General features: G+C 63.5%; 30 protein-coding genes. 26 read left to right on the top strand and 4 right to left on the bottom strand.

The features are described 5' to 3' along the window. Positions 1-188 precede the first annotated feature (188 nt). From CZ674_RS02960 to CZ674_RS02895, 14 genes are all read left to right on the top strand, one after another. Positions 189-326, top strand: coding sequence for a hypothetical protein (locus tag CZ674_RS02960; protein ID WP_234988399.1), 138 nt, complete (start codon positions 189-191; stop codon positions 324-326). Positions 327-354: 28 nt separating this feature from the next. Beyond that, a complete protein-coding gene (locus CZ674_RS02955) occupies positions 355-645 on the top strand; it encodes a hypothetical protein (protein ID WP_086991051.1) in 291 nt (96 codons plus the stop codon). Positions 646-687: 42 nt separating this feature from the next. Then, positions 688-1,101 carry a hypothetical protein gene (locus tag CZ674_RS02950; protein WP_086991050.1) on the top strand — a complete coding sequence of 138 codons (414 nt, stop codon included), beginning with the start codon at positions 688-690 and terminating at the stop codon, positions 1,099-1,101. Between the two features lie 371 nt (positions 1,102-1,472). After that, the gene (locus tag CZ674_RS02945) at positions 1,473-2,378 is read left to right on the top strand and encodes an ArdC-like ssDNA-binding domain-containing protein (RefSeq protein ID WP_086991049.1); all 906 of its coding nucleotides are present in this window, start codon (positions 1,473-1,475) and stop codon (positions 2,376-2,378) included. Between the two features lie 309 nt (positions 2,379-2,687). Further along, positions 2,688-2,894, top strand: coding sequence for a hypothetical protein (locus CZ674_RS02940; protein ID WP_047524888.1), 207 nt, complete (start codon positions 2,688-2,690; stop codon positions 2,892-2,894). A 32-nt stretch (positions 2,895-2,926) separates the two neighbouring features. Beyond that, complete coding sequence (locus CZ674_RS02935) at positions 2,927-3,187, top strand: hypothetical protein (protein WP_086991048.1); 261 nt, start codon at positions 2,927-2,929, stop codon at positions 3,185-3,187. Positions 3,188-3,261: 74 nt separating this feature from the next. Then, positions 3,262-3,465 (top strand): hypothetical protein, encoded by a 204-nt coding sequence (locus CZ674_RS02930; RefSeq protein WP_086991047.1) that lies wholly within the window; start codon positions 3,262-3,264, stop codon positions 3,463-3,465. A 364-nt stretch (positions 3,466-3,829) separates the two neighbouring features. Then, a complete protein-coding gene (gene nrdH, locus CZ674_RS02925) occupies positions 3,830-4,081 on the top strand; it encodes a glutaredoxin-like protein NrdH (RefSeq protein ID WP_047523863.1) in 252 nt (83 codons plus the stop codon). 29 nt (positions 4,082-4,110) lie between these two features. Beyond that, a complete protein-coding gene (locus tag CZ674_RS02920) occupies positions 4,111-4,302 on the top strand; it encodes a hypothetical protein (RefSeq protein WP_047523862.1) in 192 nt (63 codons plus the stop codon). After that, on the top strand, positions 4,299-4,820 hold the full coding sequence (locus CZ674_RS02915) for a thermonuclease family protein (protein WP_159456878.1): 522 nt from the start codon (positions 4,299-4,301) through the stop codon (positions 4,818-4,820). The genes CZ674_RS02920 and CZ674_RS02915 overlap by 4 nt, the downstream gene beginning before the upstream one ends. A gap of 90 nt (positions 4,821-4,910) precedes the next feature. Further along, positions 4,911-5,270, top strand: a complete 360-nt coding sequence (locus tag CZ674_RS02910; RefSeq protein ID WP_086991045.1) for a single-stranded DNA-binding protein — start codon at positions 4,911-4,913, stop codon at positions 5,268-5,270. Positions 5,271-5,358: 88 nt separating this feature from the next. Further along, positions 5,359-6,150 carry a ParA family protein gene (locus tag CZ674_RS02905; protein WP_086991044.1) on the top strand — a complete coding sequence of 264 codons (792 nt, stop codon included), beginning with the start codon at positions 5,359-5,361 and terminating at the stop codon, positions 6,148-6,150. Continuing rightward, a complete protein-coding gene (locus CZ674_RS02900) occupies positions 6,143-6,538 on the top strand; it encodes a hypothetical protein (RefSeq protein ID WP_143244612.1) in 396 nt (131 codons plus the stop codon). The genes CZ674_RS02905 and CZ674_RS02900 overlap by 8 nt, the downstream gene beginning before the upstream one ends. 13 nt (positions 6,539-6,551) lie before the next feature. Next, on the top strand, positions 6,552-6,917 hold the full coding sequence (locus CZ674_RS02895) for a hypothetical protein (RefSeq protein ID WP_086991042.1): 366 nt from the start codon (positions 6,552-6,554) through the stop codon (positions 6,915-6,917). Between the two features lie 74 nt (positions 6,918-6,991). Here CZ674_RS02895 and CZ674_RS02885 read toward each other — a convergent pair whose 3' ends face one another. Further along, positions 6,992-7,756, bottom strand: a complete 765-nt coding sequence (locus tag CZ674_RS02885) for an IS6-like element IS6100 family transposase (RefSeq protein ID WP_001389365.1) — start codon at positions 7,754-7,756, stop codon at positions 6,992-6,994. Between the two features lie 240 nt (positions 7,757-7,996). Further along, positions 7,997-8,659, bottom strand: coding sequence for a DUF1345 domain-containing protein (locus tag CZ674_RS02875; protein ID WP_086991040.1), 663 nt, complete (start codon positions 8,657-8,659; stop codon positions 7,997-7,999). Positions 8,660-8,734: 75 nt separating this feature from the next. On the opposite strand from CZ674_RS02875, the gene CZ674_RS02870 reads away from it, so the two are divergent. From CZ674_RS02870 to CZ674_RS02855, 4 genes are all read left to right on the top strand, one after another. After that, positions 8,735-9,265 (top strand): TetR/AcrR family transcriptional regulator, encoded by a 531-nt coding sequence (locus CZ674_RS02870; RefSeq protein ID WP_086991039.1) that lies wholly within the window; start codon positions 8,735-8,737, stop codon positions 9,263-9,265. 3 nt (positions 9,266-9,268) lie between these two features. Beyond that, on the top strand, positions 9,269-9,616 hold the full coding sequence (locus CZ674_RS02865; RefSeq protein WP_068483758.1) for a DMT family transporter: 348 nt from the start codon (positions 9,269-9,271) through the stop codon (positions 9,614-9,616). Continuing rightward, on the top strand, positions 9,616-9,936 hold the full coding sequence (locus tag CZ674_RS02860; RefSeq protein WP_068483760.1) for a DMT family transporter: 321 nt from the start codon (positions 9,616-9,618) through the stop codon (positions 9,934-9,936). The genes CZ674_RS02865 and CZ674_RS02860 overlap by 1 nt, the downstream gene beginning before the upstream one ends. 169 nt (positions 9,937-10,105) lie before the next feature. Next, positions 10,106-11,137, top strand: a complete 1,032-nt coding sequence (locus tag CZ674_RS02855) for an AI-2E family transporter (protein ID WP_159305585.1) — start codon at positions 10,106-10,108, stop codon at positions 11,135-11,137. On the opposite strand, the gene CZ674_RS02850 is transcribed toward CZ674_RS02855, so the two are convergent. Further along, a complete protein-coding gene (locus CZ674_RS02850; RefSeq protein ID WP_086991037.1) occupies positions 11,134-12,336 on the bottom strand; it encodes an MFS transporter in 1,203 nt (400 codons plus the stop codon). The genes CZ674_RS02855 and CZ674_RS02850 overlap by 4 nt on opposite strands. Before the next feature lie 77 nt (positions 12,337-12,413). Here CZ674_RS02850 and CZ674_RS02845 point away from each other — a divergent pair, with 77 nt between their 5' ends. The 5 genes from CZ674_RS02845 to CZ674_RS02825 all read left to right on the top strand — a co-directional run bounded on the left by CZ674_RS02845 (position 12,414) and on the right by CZ674_RS02825 (position 15,067). After that, positions 12,414-12,773 carry a MerR family transcriptional regulator gene (locus CZ674_RS02845; protein WP_086991036.1) on the top strand — a complete coding sequence of 120 codons (360 nt, stop codon included), beginning with the start codon at positions 12,414-12,416 and terminating at the stop codon, positions 12,771-12,773. Between the two features lie 234 nt (positions 12,774-13,007). Beyond that, on the top strand, positions 13,008-13,250 hold the full coding sequence (locus tag CZ674_RS02840; RefSeq protein WP_086991035.1) for an antitoxin VbhA family protein: 243 nt from the start codon (positions 13,008-13,010) through the stop codon (positions 13,248-13,250). Beyond that, positions 13,250-14,110: a Fic/DOC family protein gene (locus tag CZ674_RS02835; protein ID WP_086991034.1), complete on the top strand. Its 861-nt coding sequence runs from the start codon at positions 13,250-13,252 to the stop codon at positions 14,108-14,110. The genes CZ674_RS02840 and CZ674_RS02835 overlap by 1 nt, the downstream gene beginning before the upstream one ends. A 2-nt stretch (positions 14,111-14,112) precedes the next feature. Beyond that, entirely contained in the window at positions 14,113-14,682 is a 570-nt protein-coding gene (locus tag CZ674_RS02830) for a recombinase family protein (RefSeq protein WP_234988396.1), read from the top strand. A gap of 187 nt (positions 14,683-14,869) precedes the next feature. Continuing rightward, positions 14,870-15,067 carry a hypothetical protein gene (locus CZ674_RS02825; RefSeq protein WP_086991032.1) on the top strand — a complete coding sequence of 66 codons (198 nt, stop codon included), beginning with the start codon at positions 14,870-14,872 and terminating at the stop codon, positions 15,065-15,067. Here CZ674_RS02825 and CZ674_RS13925 read toward each other — a convergent pair. After that, entirely contained in the window at positions 15,011-15,322 is a 312-nt protein-coding gene (locus tag CZ674_RS13925; protein WP_143244611.1) for a hypothetical protein, read from the bottom strand. The two genes, CZ674_RS02825 and CZ674_RS13925, sit on opposite strands and share 57 nt — an antisense overlap. A gap of 266 nt (positions 15,323-15,588) precedes the next feature. Between CZ674_RS13925 and CZ674_RS02820 the strand changes: the two genes are divergently transcribed. The 3 genes from CZ674_RS02820 to CZ674_RS02810 are packed head-to-tail and all read left to right on the top strand — an operon-like array spanning position 15,589 to position 18,540. Beyond that, positions 15,589-15,933: a MobC family plasmid mobilization relaxosome protein gene (locus CZ674_RS02820; RefSeq protein WP_086991031.1), complete on the top strand. Its 345-nt coding sequence runs from the start codon at positions 15,589-15,591 to the stop codon at positions 15,931-15,933. A gap of 4 nt (positions 15,934-15,937) precedes the next feature. Further along, a complete protein-coding gene (locus tag CZ674_RS02815) occupies positions 15,938-17,662 on the top strand; it encodes a relaxase/mobilization nuclease domain-containing protein (protein WP_047523835.1) in 1,725 nt (574 codons plus the stop codon). Further along, complete coding sequence (locus CZ674_RS02810; RefSeq protein WP_086991030.1) at positions 17,662-18,540, top strand: hypothetical protein; 879 nt, start codon at positions 17,662-17,664, stop codon at positions 18,538-18,540. Before CZ674_RS02815 ends, CZ674_RS02810 begins: the two co-directional genes overlap by 1 nt. The last annotated feature ends 2 nt before the right edge of the window (positions 18,541-18,542 follow it).

The raw sequence follows: 18,542 nt of genomic DNA, 5'->3' as shown, positions 1-18,542 counted from the left end.
CGCGCAAGTGCTTTCGCGGCATATCCTCGCTCGCTGCGCTCGCTCCGGTATTCCACGGTCACTTGCACTCCGGCATCGCTCTCTGCGAAAGGCGTAAACGCCTTCAAGGCAAAAAACGAGAGGGAGAGAGACCGATGCCCGAAATGCACATCAGCGCCGAGGCGATCCATGCTCGATGCGGTAACCCCGTGACGTTCGACCGCGAACACATCAGCGAGGGCGACACCGAGACATTCCCCATCGAGCAGCACGGCCTCTACTACGTTGCCGCGTGCCTCACCTGTGACGAAGACCTCTTCGAGCACGAAGTGATCCGCGCCAAATAGACCTATTAGACCCAAAGGAGATAAGAACATGGCAACCATCTATATCTGCAAGAGCTGCGCCGGACTGGCACCCGTTGGAATCGGCTACGCGGCCGAGGGCACCGCCGCCGAGGCGCAGCAGTGCGCCGAGCGGATCGCGTGCGAGTGCGGCCAGAGCCGAACCGCGAACGCTTGGGCCGTGCTCAACTGCCCATGCACGCGCATTCTTGGCCTGTACTCGACCGAGGAAGCAGCGACGGCCGCCGCCGAATGGTTCGGCTCGTGCAGCTTCGCCTACCGACTGGACGACGCCGAGCGTGACCGGCTCATCGCCGCCTAAATAGACCTATAAACCCTATAAGACCTAACGAAAGGTAAGACCATGAAGCCCACCCGAGTTATCCCGTTCGACACCGCACACATCGCCGGAGCTGACGAGTTCCACCGCTCGACCGCCGAACAGTTCCGCCAGGCAATCGGCCCCGGCGTGTTTATGTCGCTTGGTGCAAGCCAGCTCGCAGCAGTGCCCGGCCGCTACGACCGCGGCGGCCTACTGTTCACCGCCCGCATCCTTCCATTCACGCGAACCGGCGACCGCTACGCGGCCGCTCGCAACATGGCCGTGCTCGTGAGTACGACCCCGCTCGATGAAATCGAAATCGAGGTGCGCGAGTACGCCCGCGGCATCGAGCACGCGAAGATCGAAGGCGTCTACATTGACCAGCTCGCCCGCGTCCTGCTCGCCCTGGACTACGACGGCACCGAGGCACTGAACCCCCGCTACTGGCAGCAATAGACCTATAAGGGCTATTAGAGCCAGTCGCAGCCCGCCGCCAGCTCGGCGGCGGGCGAAGGGGTCACCCCCTCGCGCTCCCCCCGCCGGTCGCATCCGCGACCGGGGCCGCCGACAGAGGGCGGCCATGCGTCGGCCGCTGCGCGGCCGCCCTCATTTCAGCTATCGCATTTTCTTGCCGTGAAGCCTTCGGCAGCATACGTTCGCTCCACCTATGCGCAAGTGCTTTCGCGGCATATCCTCGCTCGCTGCGCTCGCTCCGGTATTCCACGGTCACTTGCACTCCGGCTGCGCTCTCTGCGCGGCACATTCGTGCCTTCACGGCAAAAAAACGTGAGGGGTAGTTGGTAGTCCGAGACACCGGGAGGTTCATCATGGCACGCACGATCAAGACCCAGAAGACCGCAGAGCAGCGCCGCGCCGAGGCCGACGCCCTGCACGAGTCCATCGCTCAGCAGGTAGAGCAGCTGCGCGACTCCGACGCCTGGCAGCGATTCCTCGACTTCGCCCGTTCGTTTCACTCCTACAGCTTGAACAATGTGCTGTTGATCCTCTCGCAGATGCCGACCGCGACCCGCGTAGCCGGGTTCCGCAAGTGGCAGCAGCTCGGCCGCCAGGTGCGCAAGGGAGAGCGCAGCCTGAAAATCTTCGGGTTCCGTGAGCGTAAGGCCAAGGCCGACGAAGAGAACGAAGACGGCACGCTCGACCAGCTCGACACAGGCGAGCGCGTCGTGCGCTACTTCCCGATGCTCAGCGTGTTCGACATGAGCCAGACCGACCCCACCGACGAATGGATCGACCCGAACCCCGCGCAGCGGCTCGACGGAAACGACGAGGCCGGAATCTACGCCGCCACCGCCGACTACCTCACCGCCCAGGGCTGGACAGTCACCCGTGAGACGATCCCCGGCGAAACCAACGGATACACCACGACAGACGGCACCAAGCGCGTAGTCGTAGACGCAGCGCTCAGCGACGCGCAGGCCGCTAAGACGATCCTGCACGAGGCCGCGCACGTCATCCTGCACAGCTCGGAGGATCACGCCGAGTACGTCGCGCACCGAGGCTTGAAAGAGTGCGAGGCGGAAAGCGTCGCCTACATCGTCGCCGGGATCATCGGCCTTGACACGAGCGCCTACAGCGTCGGCTACGTGGCCGGATGGATCGGAGACGACACCGACACCATCAAGCAGACCGCCGCAAACGTGCTGCGCGCTGCGCACACCATCGCAGACGCGATCACCGAGGCCGACGAAGAGCAGGAAGCCAAGGCCGCCTAAATAGGCCTATAAGACCTATAAGGGATGCCCGAGCAGCCCGCCGCCAGCCAGGCGGCGGGCGAGGGGGTGCCCTCGCGCTCCCCACCACATCGACGGCCGCAAGCGGCCGCAGGGCTTGAACGCTTCGCGTTTCTTGCCGTGAAGCCTGGCGGCACACTACATTCGCTCCACCTACGCGCAAGTGCTTTCGCGGCATATCCTCGCTCGCTGCGCTCGCTCCGGTATTCCACGGTCACTTGCACTCCGGCATCGCTCATTACGAAGGCGTAAACGCCTTCACGGCAAAAAAACGAGAGGGAGAGAGACACCATGCAGAGCATCAGCACCATCACGACCATCGTTCCCATCGTGGATGACACCGAGATTCCGCGACAGCTTCGCAAGCTCGCAGAGCGCGACGAAGACCTGATGAGCTACGCCCGCAGCGGCTACCGGCTCGCAAGCACCGTGGCGATCACCGGCCCTGAGTTCGTCACGTTCGTAGACACGCTGACCCGTGACCCCGAGCACAGCTAAATAGACCTATTAGACCCAAAGGAGATAAAAGTATGTTCAAGTTCCGCTCGCAGCTCACTGCCGCCCAATGGGCGACGATCCGCGACCTATGCCTGCACGAGCGGCAGCGCCCAGCAGCGCAGCGGCAGGCATTCGGCAGCATTGAAATCATCGTCATCGAGGACGACTTGACCGTGGAGAGCATCACCGTGCACCCGGACGGCCGCGCCGAGAAGTCGGTACTCAACGGCATTGGGGAGGGCTGGACAGAAAGTCAGCTCGATCAGTCCGAAATGGAGTGGATCGAAACCTAGACACCATTAGACCTATTAGGTACAATAGACCTATAAACCCCATAACCCCGAAACCGAACCGAGAGGTTGCACCCATGACCATCACCGCCGAGCACCTGACCATCACTCTCGAAGACGGCCGCGAGCTGACCGGCCGAACCCCCGTCGAGCTGGCGCACAAGTGGGCAGAGACCGAGCACGGCGAAGAGTGGCAGCAGCTCAGCGCCGCAAAGCAGAGCATCGAAATCACCGCGGCGCTCGATGCGCTCAACAGGGCAGCGCAGGAGTGCAGCGAATGAGTGCCCGCCGCCCGCGGCCGTTCGGCCGCGGGCACCAGGCGGCAGCGCCTAAGCGCTGCACCGGCCGCATCCGCGACCGGTGCAGCCGACAGAGGGCGGCCATGCGTCGGCCGCTGCGCGGCCGCCCCTCTTTCAAATCGTATTTTGCCGTGAAGCCTGCGGCATTCTACGTTCGCTCCACCTACACGCAAGTGCTTTCGCGGCATATCCTCGCGTCTCTCGCTGGCGCTCGGCCGCTCCGGTATTCCACGGTCACTTGCCCTCCGGCTGCGCTCGCTACGAAGGCACATGGTGCCTTCACGGCAAAAAAACGTGGGGGGAGTGTCAGAGGGAACCGAGGCACTGGGCAGGAAAGGAACCGATCATGAGCTTTACAGTCACCGTCTACAGCAAGCCGAGCTGCGTGCAGTGCAACGCGACCTATCGGGCGCTCGATAACAAGGGCATCAACTACCAGGTGATCGACGTGACCGCCGACGATGCGGCCGCCGAGTACGTCAAGGGGCTGGGCTACATGCAGGCACCCGTCGTCGTCACCGATGACGAGCACTGGTCAGGCTTTCGCCCCGACAAGATCGAAGCGCTCTCGCAGCGACTCACTGACACCGCGGAATAGACCCATAAGACCCATAAGGGGGAAATATCATGCTGACCAAAGAAGAGCGCGCCGCGTGGATCGCGAAGCGCGAGGCCGAGCACCAGAAGATCAAAGACCGCATCCGTGCAGCCGGGATCAAGTACCCGCTGGGCTGGGATGAAATGGGATCGAGTGAGAAAGATATGTGGGAAGACCGCATGATCCGCTCTATCGACCGGCTCGAAGGGAAGAGCAAGTGAGGGCGGGCGCGCTGCGCACGATCCTTGCAGGTGTGCTCGCAATCGCAAGTGCCACCGGCCTACAGAGCTGCACCGAGACGAGCGCGGCCGACGCCGAGCTGCTGCCCGCTGAGAGCGCACAAGTGATCGCCGTAGTGGACGGCGACACCATCGACGTGCAGACGGCCGGGGGAGAGGCGCGCGTGCGCCTCATCGGCCTCGATACACCCGAAATCAACCGTGACGGCGGGCAGGATGACTGCTACGCGCAAGAGGCGCGCGACGAGCTGAACACAATGGTCTACGGGCAGGCGGTCGAGCTGCGCGCCGATCCTACTCAGGATGACACCGACCGCTACGGGCGACTGCTGCGCCACGTCTACATCGACGGGCAGAGCGCAGCCGTCGTGCTGCTCGAAGCAGGAGCCGCGCACGAGTACACCTACGATGCGCCCTACATCGGCCAGGCCGAGCACCGCGACGCAGAGCGCGCAGCGCAGGCCGACGCGCTGGGAATGTGGGGGAGCTGCACCGGGTAATCTGCCGAAACCATAGACACGACTAGACCTATTAGGTACAATAGACCTATAAACCCCATAATCCCGAATACCGAACCGAGAGGAAAGATCATGACCACCTTCATCAGCTTCACCGGGAACCTGGCCAAGGCACCCGAGCTGCGCACCGACAAGAACGGCCGCCCCTACACCTTCGCTCGCGTCATCCGCACGGATCGCGTGAACAAGGGCGGTGAGTTCGAGGACGGCGGCACCGAGGGTTACGACGTTGCAGTCTGGGGAGCCGACGCCGAGGCGCTGTGCGACCTCGCTGAGCGTTGCGGGAACGTGCGCGTGAACGTCGCGGGCGAAGAGCTGCTGGACACCTACACGAACGACGAGGGCAACACCCGCACCGTTCGCAAGGTGCTCGATGCAGAAGTGACCGTGAGCCTTCGCGGGCAGACCGTCACCGTCGAGCGCCGGAACTAGACCGCCGAGATAGTGGGCTGCCAAGGTGCAGCCCACTATCTGCCCCCAATAGGGGTATTAGTACCATTAGACCTGAAAGAAGGGCACCATGATTCTTGCGTATTGCAACCAGAAGGGCGGAGTGGGGAAGTCCACCACCGTCTACCACCACGCCCGCGCCGCGATCCTCGACGGACAGCGCGTGCTTGTGATCGACGCCGACCCGCAGGGGAACATCACCAGCGTTCTCACCGAAGACATGCAAGAGGGCGACGTCGGAGTGGCAGACGCGCTCAGCAGCCGCAGCGAAGACACGCTGGCCGACGTGCTCGTGCCCGGTATCTGGGAAGGCCTCACAGTCGCGCCGACCGTGGGCGACAACCTGGCCGACGTGCGAAACGAACTCGTTATCTCATCGGAGCCAGGCCGCGAATCGCGGCTGCGCGCGCAGCTCGCCGCGATCCAGGCCGAATATGACCTGGTGCTCATCGACTGTGGCCCCGCTATCGACCCGCTAACGATCAGCGCACTCACGGCCGCCGAGGCAGTCGTGATCGTCTCACAGTCGAAGCTGTGGAGCGTCAACGGCCTCGCGAAGCTCATGACCACCGTGAGTCAGGTGCGCGAGCACTATAACCCGCAGCTCACGGTCGCCGGTCTGGTGCTCAACGCGCACGAGGCGCACACACTCGCAGGAGGCTACTGGGCCGACGAGCTGACGGCGGCCGCCGAGGCCGCACAGCTCCCGATTCTTACCCCACCCGTGCCGAAGCGGCAGGCAATCGCAGATGCCACCGAGACGGCCCGCGGCTTGGACGAAGGCGACGCGCAGGCGCGCGACCTCGCCGCGATCTACGCCGCACACATCGACCAGCTCATGAAGGGAACTGCTCATGTCTAAGAAACCCGAACGCCGACGCTCACAACTCGGCGGCCTGTCGCCCGTAGCGCCGATGAGCGGCCGCGTTGAGACGGCACAGCCGGCCCCTGAGAGAACAGCACCCGCAGCGGCCGCGCCCGCTGCGCCAAAGCGCACCGTGGCGGCCGCCAGCTCGAAGCCTGGCACCCGCACGAAGATGGGCTATTACGCGGCCCCGGAGGATAGCGAACGCATCCGTGCAGCGTTCATTGCAGCGAGGAACGCAGGGCGGCCGTATCGGTCACTCTCTGACTTCCAGCTCGAAGCAATTCTCGACAAGGTAGTGCAGCTCGAAGCCGAGCTGAACGGCGGCCGACCGTTCGAGGGCGCACCCGCGCACAGCCTGTCACCCGGCCGCCCGATGGAGTAGGGGAGTAACCACAATGGCAATCAACGAGGAACAGCGGCAGCTCGAAATCGCCGCCGAGGTCGAAGAGCTGGCGCGTGCGCTCGCGCACTCAACCCGTGACGTACCGCACCCGCGCGACTCATACCGGCTGCTCGGTGAGCTGGGCGCGACTATCGACCACCTGGCGCAGGTGATCGACCAGCTCGGCAAGTGGCACAGCCGCACCGAGGACGGCACGCACTACGACGGCGAAGACGGCGACGGCACCGGCAGCGCCCGTGCGGCCGCTGACGAGCTGACCACCGCAGCAAACATGCTCAGGCTGGCATCGAGTCACGTTCACCGGGCACACGGCCATAACGGCGTCGTGCGTTGGTATCAGGAGCCGCAGGAGAGCTGATGAGCGCGCTACAGATCATCGGCTCTGTTGCAAAGATTGGCGGCAGTCAGAGGTAGGCTGTCGCTCTGCGCCGATCAGGCGGCTGCTGCGAAATGGTGGTTGAGCATGCCCATGGCCTCCGTCAGCGCCGAGGGCCCAATGCCAAAAGCTCTCTCCACAAGGCGCACCTCGCCCCTGATGCCGGGCTGCAGGCACCAGGGGCGAGCCTGTCCTTTGCGCAGGGCTCGCATGACTTCGAATCCCTTGATCGTGGCATAGGCCGTGGGGATCGATTTGAAACCGCGCACCGGCTTGATCAGTATCTTGAGCTTTCCGTGATCGGCCTCGATCACGTTATTGAGATACTTCACCTGCCGGTGGGCCGTCTCCCGGTCCAGCTTTCCTTCGCGCTTCAATTCGGTGATCGCTGCACCATAGCTCGGCGCTTTGTCGGTATTGAGCGTGGCAGGCTTTTCCCAGTGCTTCAGGCCTCGCAGGGCCTTGCCCAGGAACCGCTTCGCTGCCTTGGCGCTGCGGGTCGGCGACAGGTAGAAATCGATCGTGTCGCCCCGCTTGTCGACTGCCCGGTACAGGTAGGTCCACTTGCCCCGCACCTTGACGTAGGTTTCATCCAGGCGCCAGCTCGGATCAAAGCCACGCCGCCAGAACCAGCGCAGCCGCTTCTCCATCTCCGGGGCGTAGCACTGGACCCAGCGATAGATCGTCGTATGGTCGACCGAAATGCCGCGTTCCGCCAGCATTTCCTCAAGGTCGCGATAGCTGATCGGATAGCGACAATACCAGCGCACCGCCCACAGGATCACATCACCCTGGAAATGGCGCCACTTGAAATCCGTCATCGTTCCGTCCGTCCAATCTCCGCCAAGCATGCTCAAGCTTCACGATTTTTGCAACAGAGCCGCTACTACCAAGGCCCCGTCGTGCTGTTCTTGCACCCCACGCACCAGGCCCTCGTCGACGAGCTGCGCGCCGAATCTCGCTGACACTGACGGACCGACGCGATCTTTCCAACTATTGCTTACGTCGTTGGAGATTCCGATGGCCGTCTATCAAGGCGTAAGTAGGTGATTTCGTTGAGTTCAGGCGCGGGCGATCTGTTGGATGACTTGGATGGCTACGGCGACGACGAGGGCGTTGTAGAAGAAGCTCACGATGCTGTGTGTGAGGACAAGCCACCGCATCCGCACGGTGGCCACGGTGGCGTCGGATGTCGCGAACGATGTGCCGATCGTGAACGCGAAGTACAGGAAGTCCGCCAGGCCGGGATGTGTCGTGCGGGGGAATTCGAGCGCGGGATGCTCGGGGTCGCGGTGTTGGAGTGTTTCGTAGACCTGGGCGAAGCCGGTGTGGAGCAGGTGCCAGGACAAGATGATGCCGATCGCGGCCGCCACTCCGAGGAATACCGTTTCCCCTCGGGGAGCTTCGGCGGGAACGCGGATTGTGATCGCGAGAACGGCTGCGTTCACCCCGACGAGACTGGCCATGAGCGGTAGCACCCACGACAGTGTGTCTAGGGTTCCCGATCGGCGGCTTCCGTGTCGGCCGGTGATGCTGCGTCGCCAGGTGAGGACTGACCCGGTGAGGAGATATGCCGTCGCTAGTGCTTCCCACACGATCAGCACGACCACGCTTCCGGAGAGCACGTACCCCACTGCCACGAGCACGGTCACGAGTTCTGCAGCAGTGACGAGGTAGTCGGCCCAGCGGTGCGTTCCCTCGCGTGGGGGGCGCTCTACGTCCATGATCGCTTCCCCTTAAGATACGCCAGTCTCAGCAACCCTACAGCTTGGTTACCTTCCGGATGGTAACCTGCTGGCATGGGAAATGAGACACCGCATTCGATCATCGCCGCGGCCTTCGCGCAGCTGGAAGAGGGCGGGTCGGTGTCGTTGGATTCGGTCGCCCGCGCGGTCGGGTTGACGAAGCCCGGAGTGATGTATCACTACCCCACTAAGGAAGCCCTCATGCTCGCGCTGGTCGATTCGGTCCTGGACCGATGGGAGAGCGAGCTCACCGCCCGACTCGGGGTGACTTCGTCCCAGGCGGGACCCCATGAACGGATCCGCGCCTACCTGGACTGGTCTCTTTCCGGAGAGTTCAGCGAAACAGACCTGGTCGCGATGAGTGACCCGAAACTACGCCGCACCCTCACCCACCGGTGGACGGAGCGCCTCGCACCCTGGCTGACACTGCCGACCGATCTAGCCCCCGACGTGCGGGCGCGACTGATCGCCGCACGACTCCTCGCCGATGGCGGATGGCTCGCCGACGCCACCAACTTCTTTCCCCCCACACCCGATGAACGGGCCCGCGTTCACCTCCTCGCCCACAACCTGATTAAGGACTAGCAAATGAAGAAATGGCTCCTGCTCGCTGGAGCGATCGTCAGCGAGGTCACGGCCTCGCTCGCCCTCCAAGCCGCTCAAGACCACCCCGCCTGGTACGTCGTCGTCGGCGTCGGCTTCGTCGCCGCCTTCAGCCTCCTCGGCCTCGTCCTCCGCCAGGGAATGGCACTCGGTGTGGCCTACGGCATCTGGGGTGCGATGGGTGTGGCGCTGACCGCTATCTTCGCCGCGATCATCTTCGGCCAACCCCTCACCCTGATCATGATCCTTGGCCTGGTCCTCATCATCGGCGGCGTCCTCACCGTCGAAATGGGCTCCCAAGCTGCGATCCGCAAGCGGGAGGCGAACGCCTGATGGTCTGGCTCTTCCTCATCATCGCCATCATCCTCGAAGTCGGCGCCGCACTGTCCCTGCGGGTGGCCACGAATGGCAAGAAGCTGTTCTTCATCGCCGTGGTCATCGGGTACCTCGGTGCGTTCTTCTTCCTCACACAGGTCCTCTCGCTGGGCCTTGGCATCGGTGTCGCCTACGGAATCTGGGCCGCGTCCGGCGTTGCGCTCACCGCGGTGGCCAGCAAGTTCCTGTTCAACGAGCCCTTCACCTGGGTGATGGCCGCCGGTATCGCGCTCATCATCGGCGGTGTCCTCCTGGTCGAGCTCGGTGCTGCCCACTAACCGGCCGAGCGCCGCCGTCCGACGGGCGTCCACAAATAGGATGCACGTTCGCCGCTTCCCCGCGAGCCTCGGCTCCCGCGGAGGCGGGAGGGGTGCGTTGTCCTCCGCTGGGCTTGCTGCGCATCCGTTCAGGTATGCGCTTATCGCCACCCTCGGCGTCGGGTGTGGGATGGCGATCCTGGCCGCGATCGGCGCCCTGGGAACCGTCCTCGTGTACATCGGACTAGCGTTCTTCCTGGCCATCGCCGCGGAACCGCTCCTCAGCTACGCGCAGCAGCGAAGAATGCCTCGGTGGGCGGCAGTTCTCACTATCGCCTTCATTCTCCTCGTCGGCACCGCGTTCCTCATCACTGTGATCCTTCCAGCAGTGTCCGAACAGGTCACGGCCGTCGCTAACCAGGCCTTTACGCTCGTGTCGGCGATCCCGGATCAGCCGTGGTTCCTCTGGCTGATCGGCATGATCGGGGATGGTCTGGACGTGAACAATCTGCTGGCGAACGCGACTGCTTTCCTCGCGAATCCAGATCAGCTCTTGAAACTCTCTGGTGGTCTGCTAGAGGTTGGCACCGGCATCATCGACGCCATCACTGGTGTGATCATCGTGACCGTTTTGACGATCTACCTCGCTCTCACCATGCCGGCCATCAAGGCGAAGGCGTACGAGCTGGTCGCGTACCGCGCCCGCCACCGAGTGAAGTCGATCGCGGAGGAAATTCTGCAGTCTGTTGGTCGTTTCGTCGGGGGACAGATCGTCCTCGCGTTCGTCAATGCGCTCGTAACGTTCATCGTGACCTCCGCGGCGGGAAGCCCAGCTCCTGCCCTCCTTTCTCTGATCGCCTTTATTGGTGCGCTCATCCCCGTTGTCGGGCCTGTCATCGGAGCGAGCATCGCGGCCATCATCACACTCGAGACGGGCCTGGTTCCGGCCATCGTCGTTGCCGCCATCCTGCTCGCCTACCTGCAAGTAGAGGCCTACGTACTCACGCCGCGAGTCATGGCCCGCGCCGTAGCCATGCCGGGAGCACTTGTTATCGTCGCTGCCCTCGGTGGCGCTGCCCTCGGCGGCATTCTCGGTGCCCTTGTCGCGGTGCCAATCGCCGCTGCTGGCATCACGATCGTCAACCGGGTCATCATCCCCCATCAACAAGCGGGTGTACCGCGGGTGGTGCGGCTCCGTCGCCGGGAGGATTCGGCAAGCTAGCGGGTACCTTCATGCGGGGTGTTGAGGGGGCGCATCAGCGCTAGCGCGAAGGTTCCCACTGCCGCGGCGGTGACTGCGATGAGAGTGACGGCGATAGGACCGTGGTCGAGGACAAGGCCGCCGAGGGTGGCTCCGGCTGCGACACCGAGGTTGAGGACGGTGACGACGATGCTTCCGGCCAGAGGTCGGAATGCGCTCGTGGATACCCGCATCACCCGGGTTTGCAGGATCGGGGGAAACGCGCCGACCGCGATTCCCCAGATCGCAACTCCGATGATGAACACGACCGGTTGCCCTGAGCTCAAAGCGAGCACGGCGAGACCAACCGTCACTAGAGTTGCCGCGGCGACGATCGCACCGCGTGGGTACCGGTCGGACGCGAAACCGGACCCGGCGATACCTACTGCCCCGCTCACTCCGAACACCAACAGCATCAAGGGGATCGCGGCACCGGGCAGCCTGCCCAACTGGGTGACTAGTGCCGTGAGGTAGGTGAAGACAGCGAAGTGCCCGACCAACACCAGCCCTCCCGCGATCGCTACCGCAATCACTCGGGAAGCGCTGCGATCCCACCCGCCGCCACCGGCAGGCATCGTTGACGGTACCTGCGGCAGGATGAGCCAGAGCACCCCGGCGGTCATGACAAGAACCACAGATAGGCCGATGAAGATGGCCCGCCACCCCACCACATCGGCCAGAGCCGCCGCGATCGGTAGTCCGGCAAGGCCGGCGAGCGTGGGCCCAGCCAGGACGATCGCCAGCGCCCGTCCGAGCCGCTCGGCAGTGATGACGGAGGCGACGTAGGAAACGACGAGTGCCCAGAACAGGCCGTGCGCCGTCGCGGCGAGGATACGACCGGTAAGTGCGAGCGGGAGGCTAGAGGCGGTCGCGGTGAGCAGGTTCGCTGCCGCGATCACGATTAGACACGCTGCCAGCAGTGGCGTGCGGGGTAACCGGATCGTGAGCCGCACAAGTGGAATCCCCACGATCGCAATGGTGAGCGCCCAGGCGCTCACCAGCAACCCAATTGCTGATTCCGAGACGCCCAGATCGGCGCTCATTACCGGCAAGAGCCCAGATGGCAACATCTCGACCGTCACCGTCAGCAGCGTCGCCGCGGTCAGCACCGCCAGAATCGGCCAGGCCCGGTGCGGACCGGCGGTGCCGGGCAGGGGTAAAGACGTCGATCGTGTGCTCATGCGACTACGCTAAAGATTGACACCACTGTCAAGGTCAAGCCTGGTGCCCCAAGTCCCAGGCGAGAGAAGATGAGCGGATGCGGATCGGTGAGATATCCCAGCGCAGTGCAGTCGCGCCCCGAATGCTGCGCTACTACGAAGCCCAGGGACTCCTCCAACCTGGACGACACCCCAACGGGTACCGCGACTACTCCGAATCCGATCTGAACCAGGTCGTCACGATCCGAGACCTCTCTCGCTCCGGTGTCCCGACGCGATTCATCAAGATTGTCCTCGACCGCCAGAGCGGCCAATCCGGATGGTCGAGCACCTGCGACGACATCCTCGCCCGCATGGTCACCGAACAGATCGACGACCTCGACACCAAGATCGCCTGCCTCACCACCAGCCGCGCAGCGCTGACCCAGTTCCTCCGCGAAACCCACGCCAACACCTAACGCAGCCATCGACGCGCCGCCTGGTAGTCCGGTACTCGGTCTCTTGTAGGAATCCGCAACGGACCGAAACTGATCGTTTTCGGGCAGTCGTGCCGGACGGCCCGCCGAGGCCGCGACACGCCGCTATCTGCCCGACCGAAACCTATGACCGAAACCAACACCGACCCGAAACCCGACCTATACCGTTTGCGGGCAGGCCGGTAAAATTAGAAGCACACCAGGAGGTGCAGCATTATGTCGCAACCATCATTTGACGTAGAGGCCCGCTGGCCCGAGCTGTTCGACCAGCTCGACGCTGACCAGCGCCGAGCCGTTGTGCGCTCGCTCGCGGCAGGCTGGCATGAGGGATGGGAGCCGAACCGCGAAGACGTGGCCGACCTCATCGACTACACGCTCGGCGCGCTGACGTTCGAGGACTACGAGGCGCGCACCGCCGCTAAGGCGGCGCGCATCGCCGGAGCGGCCGCTACGCTCTGATGCCGCACCAGTTCGATTCGTGGGAGTCATACTTCTACCCGGAGACGTACAACGCGCAGACCCGCAATGGCGTGCTGCGCAACATACCGGACATTCGAGACGCCGCAGCGCTGCGCACCTACGACTACCGTATGTCGTTTGCGCGCCGCATCGAGCTTGAGCTGCGCCCGGAGCTTGTGACTCGCACGTTCGACGGCGAGCACATGAAGCAGATTCACGGCGTCCTCTTCGGCTCGACCTTTGAATGGGCTGGTCAGTACCGAACGGTGAACATGGCGAAGGGCGGCGGAGCCGCTTTCGCTGATGCTCACAACGGCGCGATAGACGCCTACCTAGACAACGTGCGCGTGATGGTCGAGCGCACCGATTGGGCGCAGCTCAGCCACGCAGAGTTCTCGGAGCGCGCCGCCGAAATCTTCGCCTGGACAAATCAGAGTCATCCGTTCAGGGAGGGCAACGGACGCACTACCAAGGTGTTCATGGAGCACGTTGCGGAGCGCTCACCGTACACGCTTGAGTTCGAGCGCGTGCCCGAGGAAGTCTGGAATATGGCATCGGCCGCGACGCGGCCGCCGCTGGGGGAGTACCTACCCAACCATGTTCCGATGGTGCCCGTGTTCGAGCATGCGGCAGTGCCGCGCACGAACGTGCTGATGCACGAGGGCGGCCGCGTCACAGGCGACGCAGCGCCCGAGCAGCCGATGACGCTCGGAGAGCGCATCGAGCGCAAGATGAACGAGCTGCGCGAAGCTCGCCCGAGCGAGCCGAAGCACGCAGAAGATCGCGGCCCGGATACGCCCGAGCTGGGTGACGGTACGAAGCCGAAGCCGCCCGAGCGCGGCCCGAGCTTAGGACGATAACCGTGAAGCTCGGATACACCCGTGTCAGCACCCGCGAGCAGAATGCAGACTCGCAGATCGCCCGCCTCGAACAGGCAGGCTGCGAACGAATTTTCGTTGACGTTGGCTATTCAAGTCGCGTTGAGGATCGCCCCGACTGGATCGAGTGCCGCAAGATTCAACGCCCCGGTGACGAGCTGGTGATTCCCTCGCTCGACCGCGTAGCAGGCACCGACAGCATCGCTATCTCGGTCATCCGTGACCACGCAGAGCGAGGCGTCAAGCTGCGCAGCCTCGATGAACCGTGGATGGACATAGACCCGTCAACAGCAATGGGCGAAGCCATGCTCAAGATCATGGCGACGCTCGCGCAGCTCCGCGTCGATATGATCCGCGAGAACACCCGGCGAGGCGTCGAGCACGCACGCTCCCAGGGTCGCATCGGCGGCCGCCCGACCGTCATGACACCCGAGCGAATCGCAATGGCGAAGACCATGCGGGAGGCTGACCCGCCGATGAGCTACGCGCAAATCGCGCTCGCACTCGGCGTCGGCCGCAGCTCGGTAAGCCGTGCCCTATCGAAGCCCGAGTAGCCCCGCTACTCGCAGTGATGCTTACCCCGATATGAAGCCCGCAGCGTAGGCCTGGCGAGGGTCAAGGGTGCGGCGAAGCCGCATCGCGCAGCGACGCAAAGCGCCCTTGAGGCTCGCCAGGCCGGAGCTAATCTCATATCATCGGGGGAAGCCCTCACACACAAAACCGCGAGAGAAAGGAGACACCATGCAGATCATGGCAGTCGTCCTCATCGTCGTCGCGGTTCTGGTGATCGCACTTGTTATCAAGCTCGTGTTGTTCGGCGCGGGTGCGATCATCCGCGGCATCATCTGGCTCGTGAAGTGGATCGTCGTAGGGATCGGCTACCTAGTAATTTGGCTGGTCTTCGGCGTGCGCCGACTGTACTGGCGACTGCGCCGCTGACGCCGACGCTGCGCGACGCTGCGCGGCCGGAATGAGCGTCGAGCGCTCACCCTTGCTCAGAGCAAAGACCTTCGCAATATCGGCGCGCGTGAGGTCACCGGCGTCAAGAATCTCGGCGGCCGTATCCGCAGCCTTGACGCTCGCGGCGCGTGCATCCTCAAGTGCTTTGCCGAACGTGCTCAGACGCTTGCGCTTGGCCTTCAGCCGCGCTTCGTCCTCTTTGAGCAGATCGTCAATGTTCCGTTCAGTAGACATGCTGACTCCCTTTTCTGAGCCAGCCCGGCAGGGCTGGCGCTGACAGAGCCGACCGCGCGCAGCGCGGCCGACTCTCATTCTGCTACGCAGAGGATCGGCTGCGCCGATACCCCTACGCTACCCAGTCTAGCGACTGTGCAGCTTCGGGGGTAGGATGGACTCACGGAGGGTAGCAAGCATAGCAAGTGGTAACCACTTGCGGCTTGTCCGTCCGGTAGGACTGACAATAACGGGCTTGCAGCCCGAACCCGCTAGTAGGAGAGAGCATGACGAACCCGGAGCCACGCAGAGCACGGCCGGTTCGCAAGCTCATTTCATTTTCTGACTCTGAGTGGGCGACGGTTGAGCGCCGCATGTCTCTCGCGGAGGCGTCGAGCTTTGATGAGTTCGCGCGGCGAACGATCCTCGACGGTGAAGTGAAGGTGCGAAAGATCGCATTCGATCCTGCACCGCTCGGTGCCGAGCTTGCGAGGATCGGCAACAACATCAACCAGATCGCGAGGCAGGCGAACACTGAGAACGTTGCGACGCTGGATGAAGTGAAGTACACGCGCCAGCTCGTGCGCGAGATTCAAGCTCTGATCGAGCAGGCAGCGAAAGCGGCGGAGTGAGCACATGGCCGTTGTGAAGATGGGGCAGATCAAGTCAACACCCGCGAAGGCGTTGGCTTACATCTCGCGCCCTGACGCAACGGCTGACGGTGTGTGGGTTTCGACCAACGCAGATACGATCATCGACCCGTCTGACTTCAAGGCCGTTGCTCGGCAGTTCGAGCAGACCGCGCAGCGGGTCGGCGTCTCGAAGGCTCGCGAAGGTAGCGTGCTCGCGCATCATGTGATCCAGTCGTTCGACCCGAAAGACGGCGTAGACACTGCTACCGCGCATCGACTCGGCGTGCAGCTCGCGGAGCAGATCACGGGCGGATCGCACGAGTACATGATTGCAACGCACCTCGATAAGGGGCACGTTCACAACCACATCATCTTGAACGCAGTGAACCGCGAAACCGGCCGACGCTTCCGTGTTCAGAAGAGCACCATCGGCAACATTCGCGACATGAGCGATGAGCTATGCAGAGCGCAAGGCTTGAGCGTTCTACCGAAGCCCGAGCGCGCAAGCGGGCGGTCAATGGCAGACATTTACCGCGTGCTCAAGGGGGAGAGCGGCAAACAGTTCATACGCACCGAGATTGACAAAGCAGCCATTCGGGCGACGAGCTGGACAGAGTTTCAAGCGATCCTCGGCCGCGCAGGCGTCGAAGTATCGACACGCGGCGGCCGCTCGGGCACACTCTCATTCCGCGAAATCTCGATGCCTCGACCGGTGCGCGATTACCGACTGGGCGCGGCGTACTCCGAAGCGTCAATCATGGCTCGACTCACGCGCCAGGTTGTCAACCAGATCGGTGTCGATGTGTCGATGGTGACGAAGGAGACACGCGACACGATGACCGTGATTGTTCCGGGCACGAAGCGCGAGCTACACCTGACCGTTGCCAAGACTCAGATCGTTCGGCATGGTCGAGCGCTGCGCATCTATGTACCTGCAAACGATGAGCACCGGCTATCCGATGCACGCGGCAACCTGGCAAAGACGGTGCCCACTATCGGCCTGTACAAGTGGTTCTCGGAACCTGATCTAGTGGGTGCAACGCACTACGCGAAGAACGCGCAGCTCGGCGGAAACCTGACGAAGTGGCAGACCGGCCTCAGCGAACTACGCACCCTCGAAGCTCGCGTGAACGCGAAGGCTCGATGGATGAGTGACAGCGGGCGCAGCGGCCCCGATGCCGCTATCGAACGCGCACGCGCGTTCGTTGCCGAGCGTCACTTCGCGTACCAGACAACGCTTGTAGCAGCAGCCGAACTCATGGTGACACCCGCAGGTGACCCCGCACAGCTCGCAGGCCTACAAGCACAACTCCGCATCATGGAACGTGAGATTGACGGAGCCAAGAGCGACATTCACGCACTGACCCAACTAACGAAGGAGGAAGCGAAGATGTCTGTATCAGATCGAATTCATGCGCAGTCGAACGCTGCACGAGAGGGCAGCGAACGAGCGCAGCAGCAGCGCCAGCGAGAGCAGGCAGCGCAGCGACTCAGCCGCGATGTTGCAGCGGGCGATGCCGAGACGCACGCACAGCGCGCCGCACGCGCTGACGAACGCTCGGCCGATGCGGTCACGCTCGATGACGCAGAGCAGGATCGCGACGGCGGCACACGCTCGATGACACTGCAAGACCGCCTCGAAATGGAAGCGAACAAGCTGCGCGCACGCAACGAAGATCGCCAGCGACCGGACGCACCGACACGCAACAACGATGGAAGGACACGATAATGGTTGACCTCGTAGACAAGGGTGAAGCCGAGCTGCAACAGCTCACACAGAAGGTCACCATGACCACATCGAGCGCCAGCATGAAGGCCTCGCTATGGGTTGGAAAGGGAGTCGCGGCCGCGCCGTTCAAAGCGGTCACCGCGATCTACCGGATGCTTGAACAGCGCGCGAACAGGCAGCGCGAGAGCGGGCAGCTTTCACTTAAAGATTTCAGCAAGATCGCGGAGGGCAAGCGCGATCTAGTGAACATCGACGACCGGGCAGTGTCGAAGGAGCTAGAGCGCGAGCTGCGCCGTCACGGCGTTGTGTGGAGCGTTGAGACGCACCGCGACGGCTCGCGCACCTTCCACGTTCAGGGGAAGGATGCCGAGCTGATCCAGCACGCTCTAACGGTCGCGGCCGAGCGCGTCGATGAGAAGCTGGCGCGCAACGCGCCTGAGCTGCAACAGGGCGCAGCGCAGCAGGAGCAGCAGCAGACCGTCGAGCCGACGCTGAGCAGCGACGACCAGACACAGGTGCCCGTACACGGCACTGACGAGCTGCGCGAGGATGCACCGCGCGTCGAGAGTGCCGAGCTGAGCGAGACACGCACGCGCACCGACGACGCTGCGCCTGAGCGCGTGACGACGCAGCCAGACGAAGCGGTGACAGATCGCGGCGGCCACAGCATCGAGCGTGAACCAGCGCTCACACGCAGTGAGCAGCGGCCCGAGCAAACCGCACGCGACCGCACGCGCGCTCACGCAGCCGAGAAGATCGACAAGGACGTGAAGCAGCGCAAGGCGGAGATAGATTCGAGTAAGACGCGCACGAAGAAGCGCACGCCGAGTCGCAATGCCAGCGACGACGCGCCCACGCCGAAGGCGAACCGGAGGTAGAA

The organism is Agrococcus casei LMG 22410, from assembly GCF_900163565.1.
Taxonomy (GTDB): Bacteria; Actinomycetota; Actinomycetes; order Actinomycetales; family Microbacteriaceae; genus Agrococcus; species Agrococcus casei.
The sequence above is the reverse complement of the archived record's forward strand: the minus strand, read 5'-3'. Positions and strand labels throughout refer to the sequence as shown.

Bases quoted from the DNA above. Each gene is read 5' to 3' on its own strand.
- CZ674_RS02955 (WP_086991051.1), top strand. From the start codon at position 355: ATGGCAACCATCTATATCTGCAAGAGCTGCGCCGGACTGGCACCCGTT.
- CZ674_RS02950 (WP_086991050.1), top strand. From the start codon at position 688: ATGAAGCCCACCCGAGTTATCCCGTTCGACACCGCACACATCGCCGGA.
- CZ674_RS02945 (WP_086991049.1), top strand. From the start codon at position 1,473: ATGGCACGCACGATCAAGACCCAGAAGACCGCAGAGCAGCGCCGCGCC.
- CZ674_RS02940 (WP_047524888.1), top strand. From the start codon at position 2,688: ATGCAGAGCATCAGCACCATCACGACCATCGTTCCCATCGTGGATGAC.
- CZ674_RS02935 (WP_086991048.1), top strand. From the start codon at position 2,927: ATGTTCAAGTTCCGCTCGCAGCTCACTGCCGCCCAATGGGCGACGATC.
- CZ674_RS02930 (WP_086991047.1), top strand. From the start codon at position 3,262: ATGACCATCACCGCCGAGCACCTGACCATCACTCTCGAAGACGGCCGC.
- nrdH (WP_047523863.1), top strand. From the start codon at position 3,830: ATGAGCTTTACAGTCACCGTCTACAGCAAGCCGAGCTGCGTGCAGTGC.
- CZ674_RS02920 (WP_047523862.1), top strand. From the start codon at position 4,111: ATGCTGACCAAAGAAGAGCGCGCCGCGTGGATCGCGAAGCGCGAGGCC.
- CZ674_RS02910 (WP_086991045.1), top strand. From the start codon at position 4,911: ATGACCACCTTCATCAGCTTCACCGGGAACCTGGCCAAGGCACCCGAG.
- CZ674_RS02905 (WP_086991044.1), top strand. From the start codon at position 5,359: ATGATTCTTGCGTATTGCAACCAGAAGGGCGGAGTGGGGAAGTCCACC.
- CZ674_RS02900 (WP_143244612.1), top strand. From the start codon at position 6,143: ATGTCTAAGAAACCCGAACGCCGACGCTCACAACTCGGCGGCCTGTCG.
- CZ674_RS02895 (WP_086991042.1), top strand. From the start codon at position 6,552: ATGGCAATCAACGAGGAACAGCGGCAGCTCGAAATCGCCGCCGAGGTC.
- CZ674_RS02885 (WP_001389365.1), bottom strand. From the start codon at position 7,756: ATGACGGATTTCAAGTGGCGCCATTTCCAGGGTGATGTGATCCTGTGG.
- CZ674_RS02875 (WP_086991040.1), bottom strand. From the start codon at position 8,659: ATGGACGTAGAGCGCCCCCCACGCGAGGGAACGCACCGCTGGGCCGAC.
- CZ674_RS02870 (WP_086991039.1), top strand. From the start codon at position 8,735: ATGGGAAATGAGACACCGCATTCGATCATCGCCGCGGCCTTCGCGCAG.
- CZ674_RS02865 (WP_068483758.1), top strand. From the start codon at position 9,269: ATGAAGAAATGGCTCCTGCTCGCTGGAGCGATCGTCAGCGAGGTCACG.
- CZ674_RS02860 (WP_068483760.1), top strand. From the start codon at position 9,616: ATGGTCTGGCTCTTCCTCATCATCGCCATCATCCTCGAAGTCGGCGCC.
- CZ674_RS02855 (WP_159305585.1), top strand. From the start codon at position 10,106: ATGGCGATCCTGGCCGCGATCGGCGCCCTGGGAACCGTCCTCGTGTAC.
- CZ674_RS02850 (WP_086991037.1), bottom strand. From the start codon at position 12,336: ATGAGCACACGATCGACGTCTTTACCCCTGCCCGGCACCGCCGGTCCG.
- CZ674_RS02845 (WP_086991036.1), top strand. From the start codon at position 12,414: ATGCGGATCGGTGAGATATCCCAGCGCAGTGCAGTCGCGCCCCGAATG.
- CZ674_RS02840 (WP_086991035.1), top strand. From the start codon at position 13,008: ATGTCGCAACCATCATTTGACGTAGAGGCCCGCTGGCCCGAGCTGTTC.
- CZ674_RS02835 (WP_086991034.1), top strand. From the start codon at position 13,250: ATGCCGCACCAGTTCGATTCGTGGGAGTCATACTTCTACCCGGAGACG.
- CZ674_RS02825 (WP_086991032.1), top strand. From the start codon at position 14,870: ATGCAGATCATGGCAGTCGTCCTCATCGTCGTCGCGGTTCTGGTGATC.
- CZ674_RS13925 (WP_143244611.1), bottom strand. From the start codon at position 15,322: ATGTCTACTGAACGGAACATTGACGATCTGCTCAAAGAGGACGAAGCG.
- CZ674_RS02820 (WP_086991031.1), top strand. From the start codon at position 15,589: ATGACGAACCCGGAGCCACGCAGAGCACGGCCGGTTCGCAAGCTCATT.
- CZ674_RS02815 (WP_047523835.1), top strand. From the start codon at position 15,938: ATGGCCGTTGTGAAGATGGGGCAGATCAAGTCAACACCCGCGAAGGCG.
- CZ674_RS02810 (WP_086991030.1), top strand. From the start codon at position 17,662: ATGGTTGACCTCGTAGACAAGGGTGAAGCCGAGCTGCAACAGCTCACA.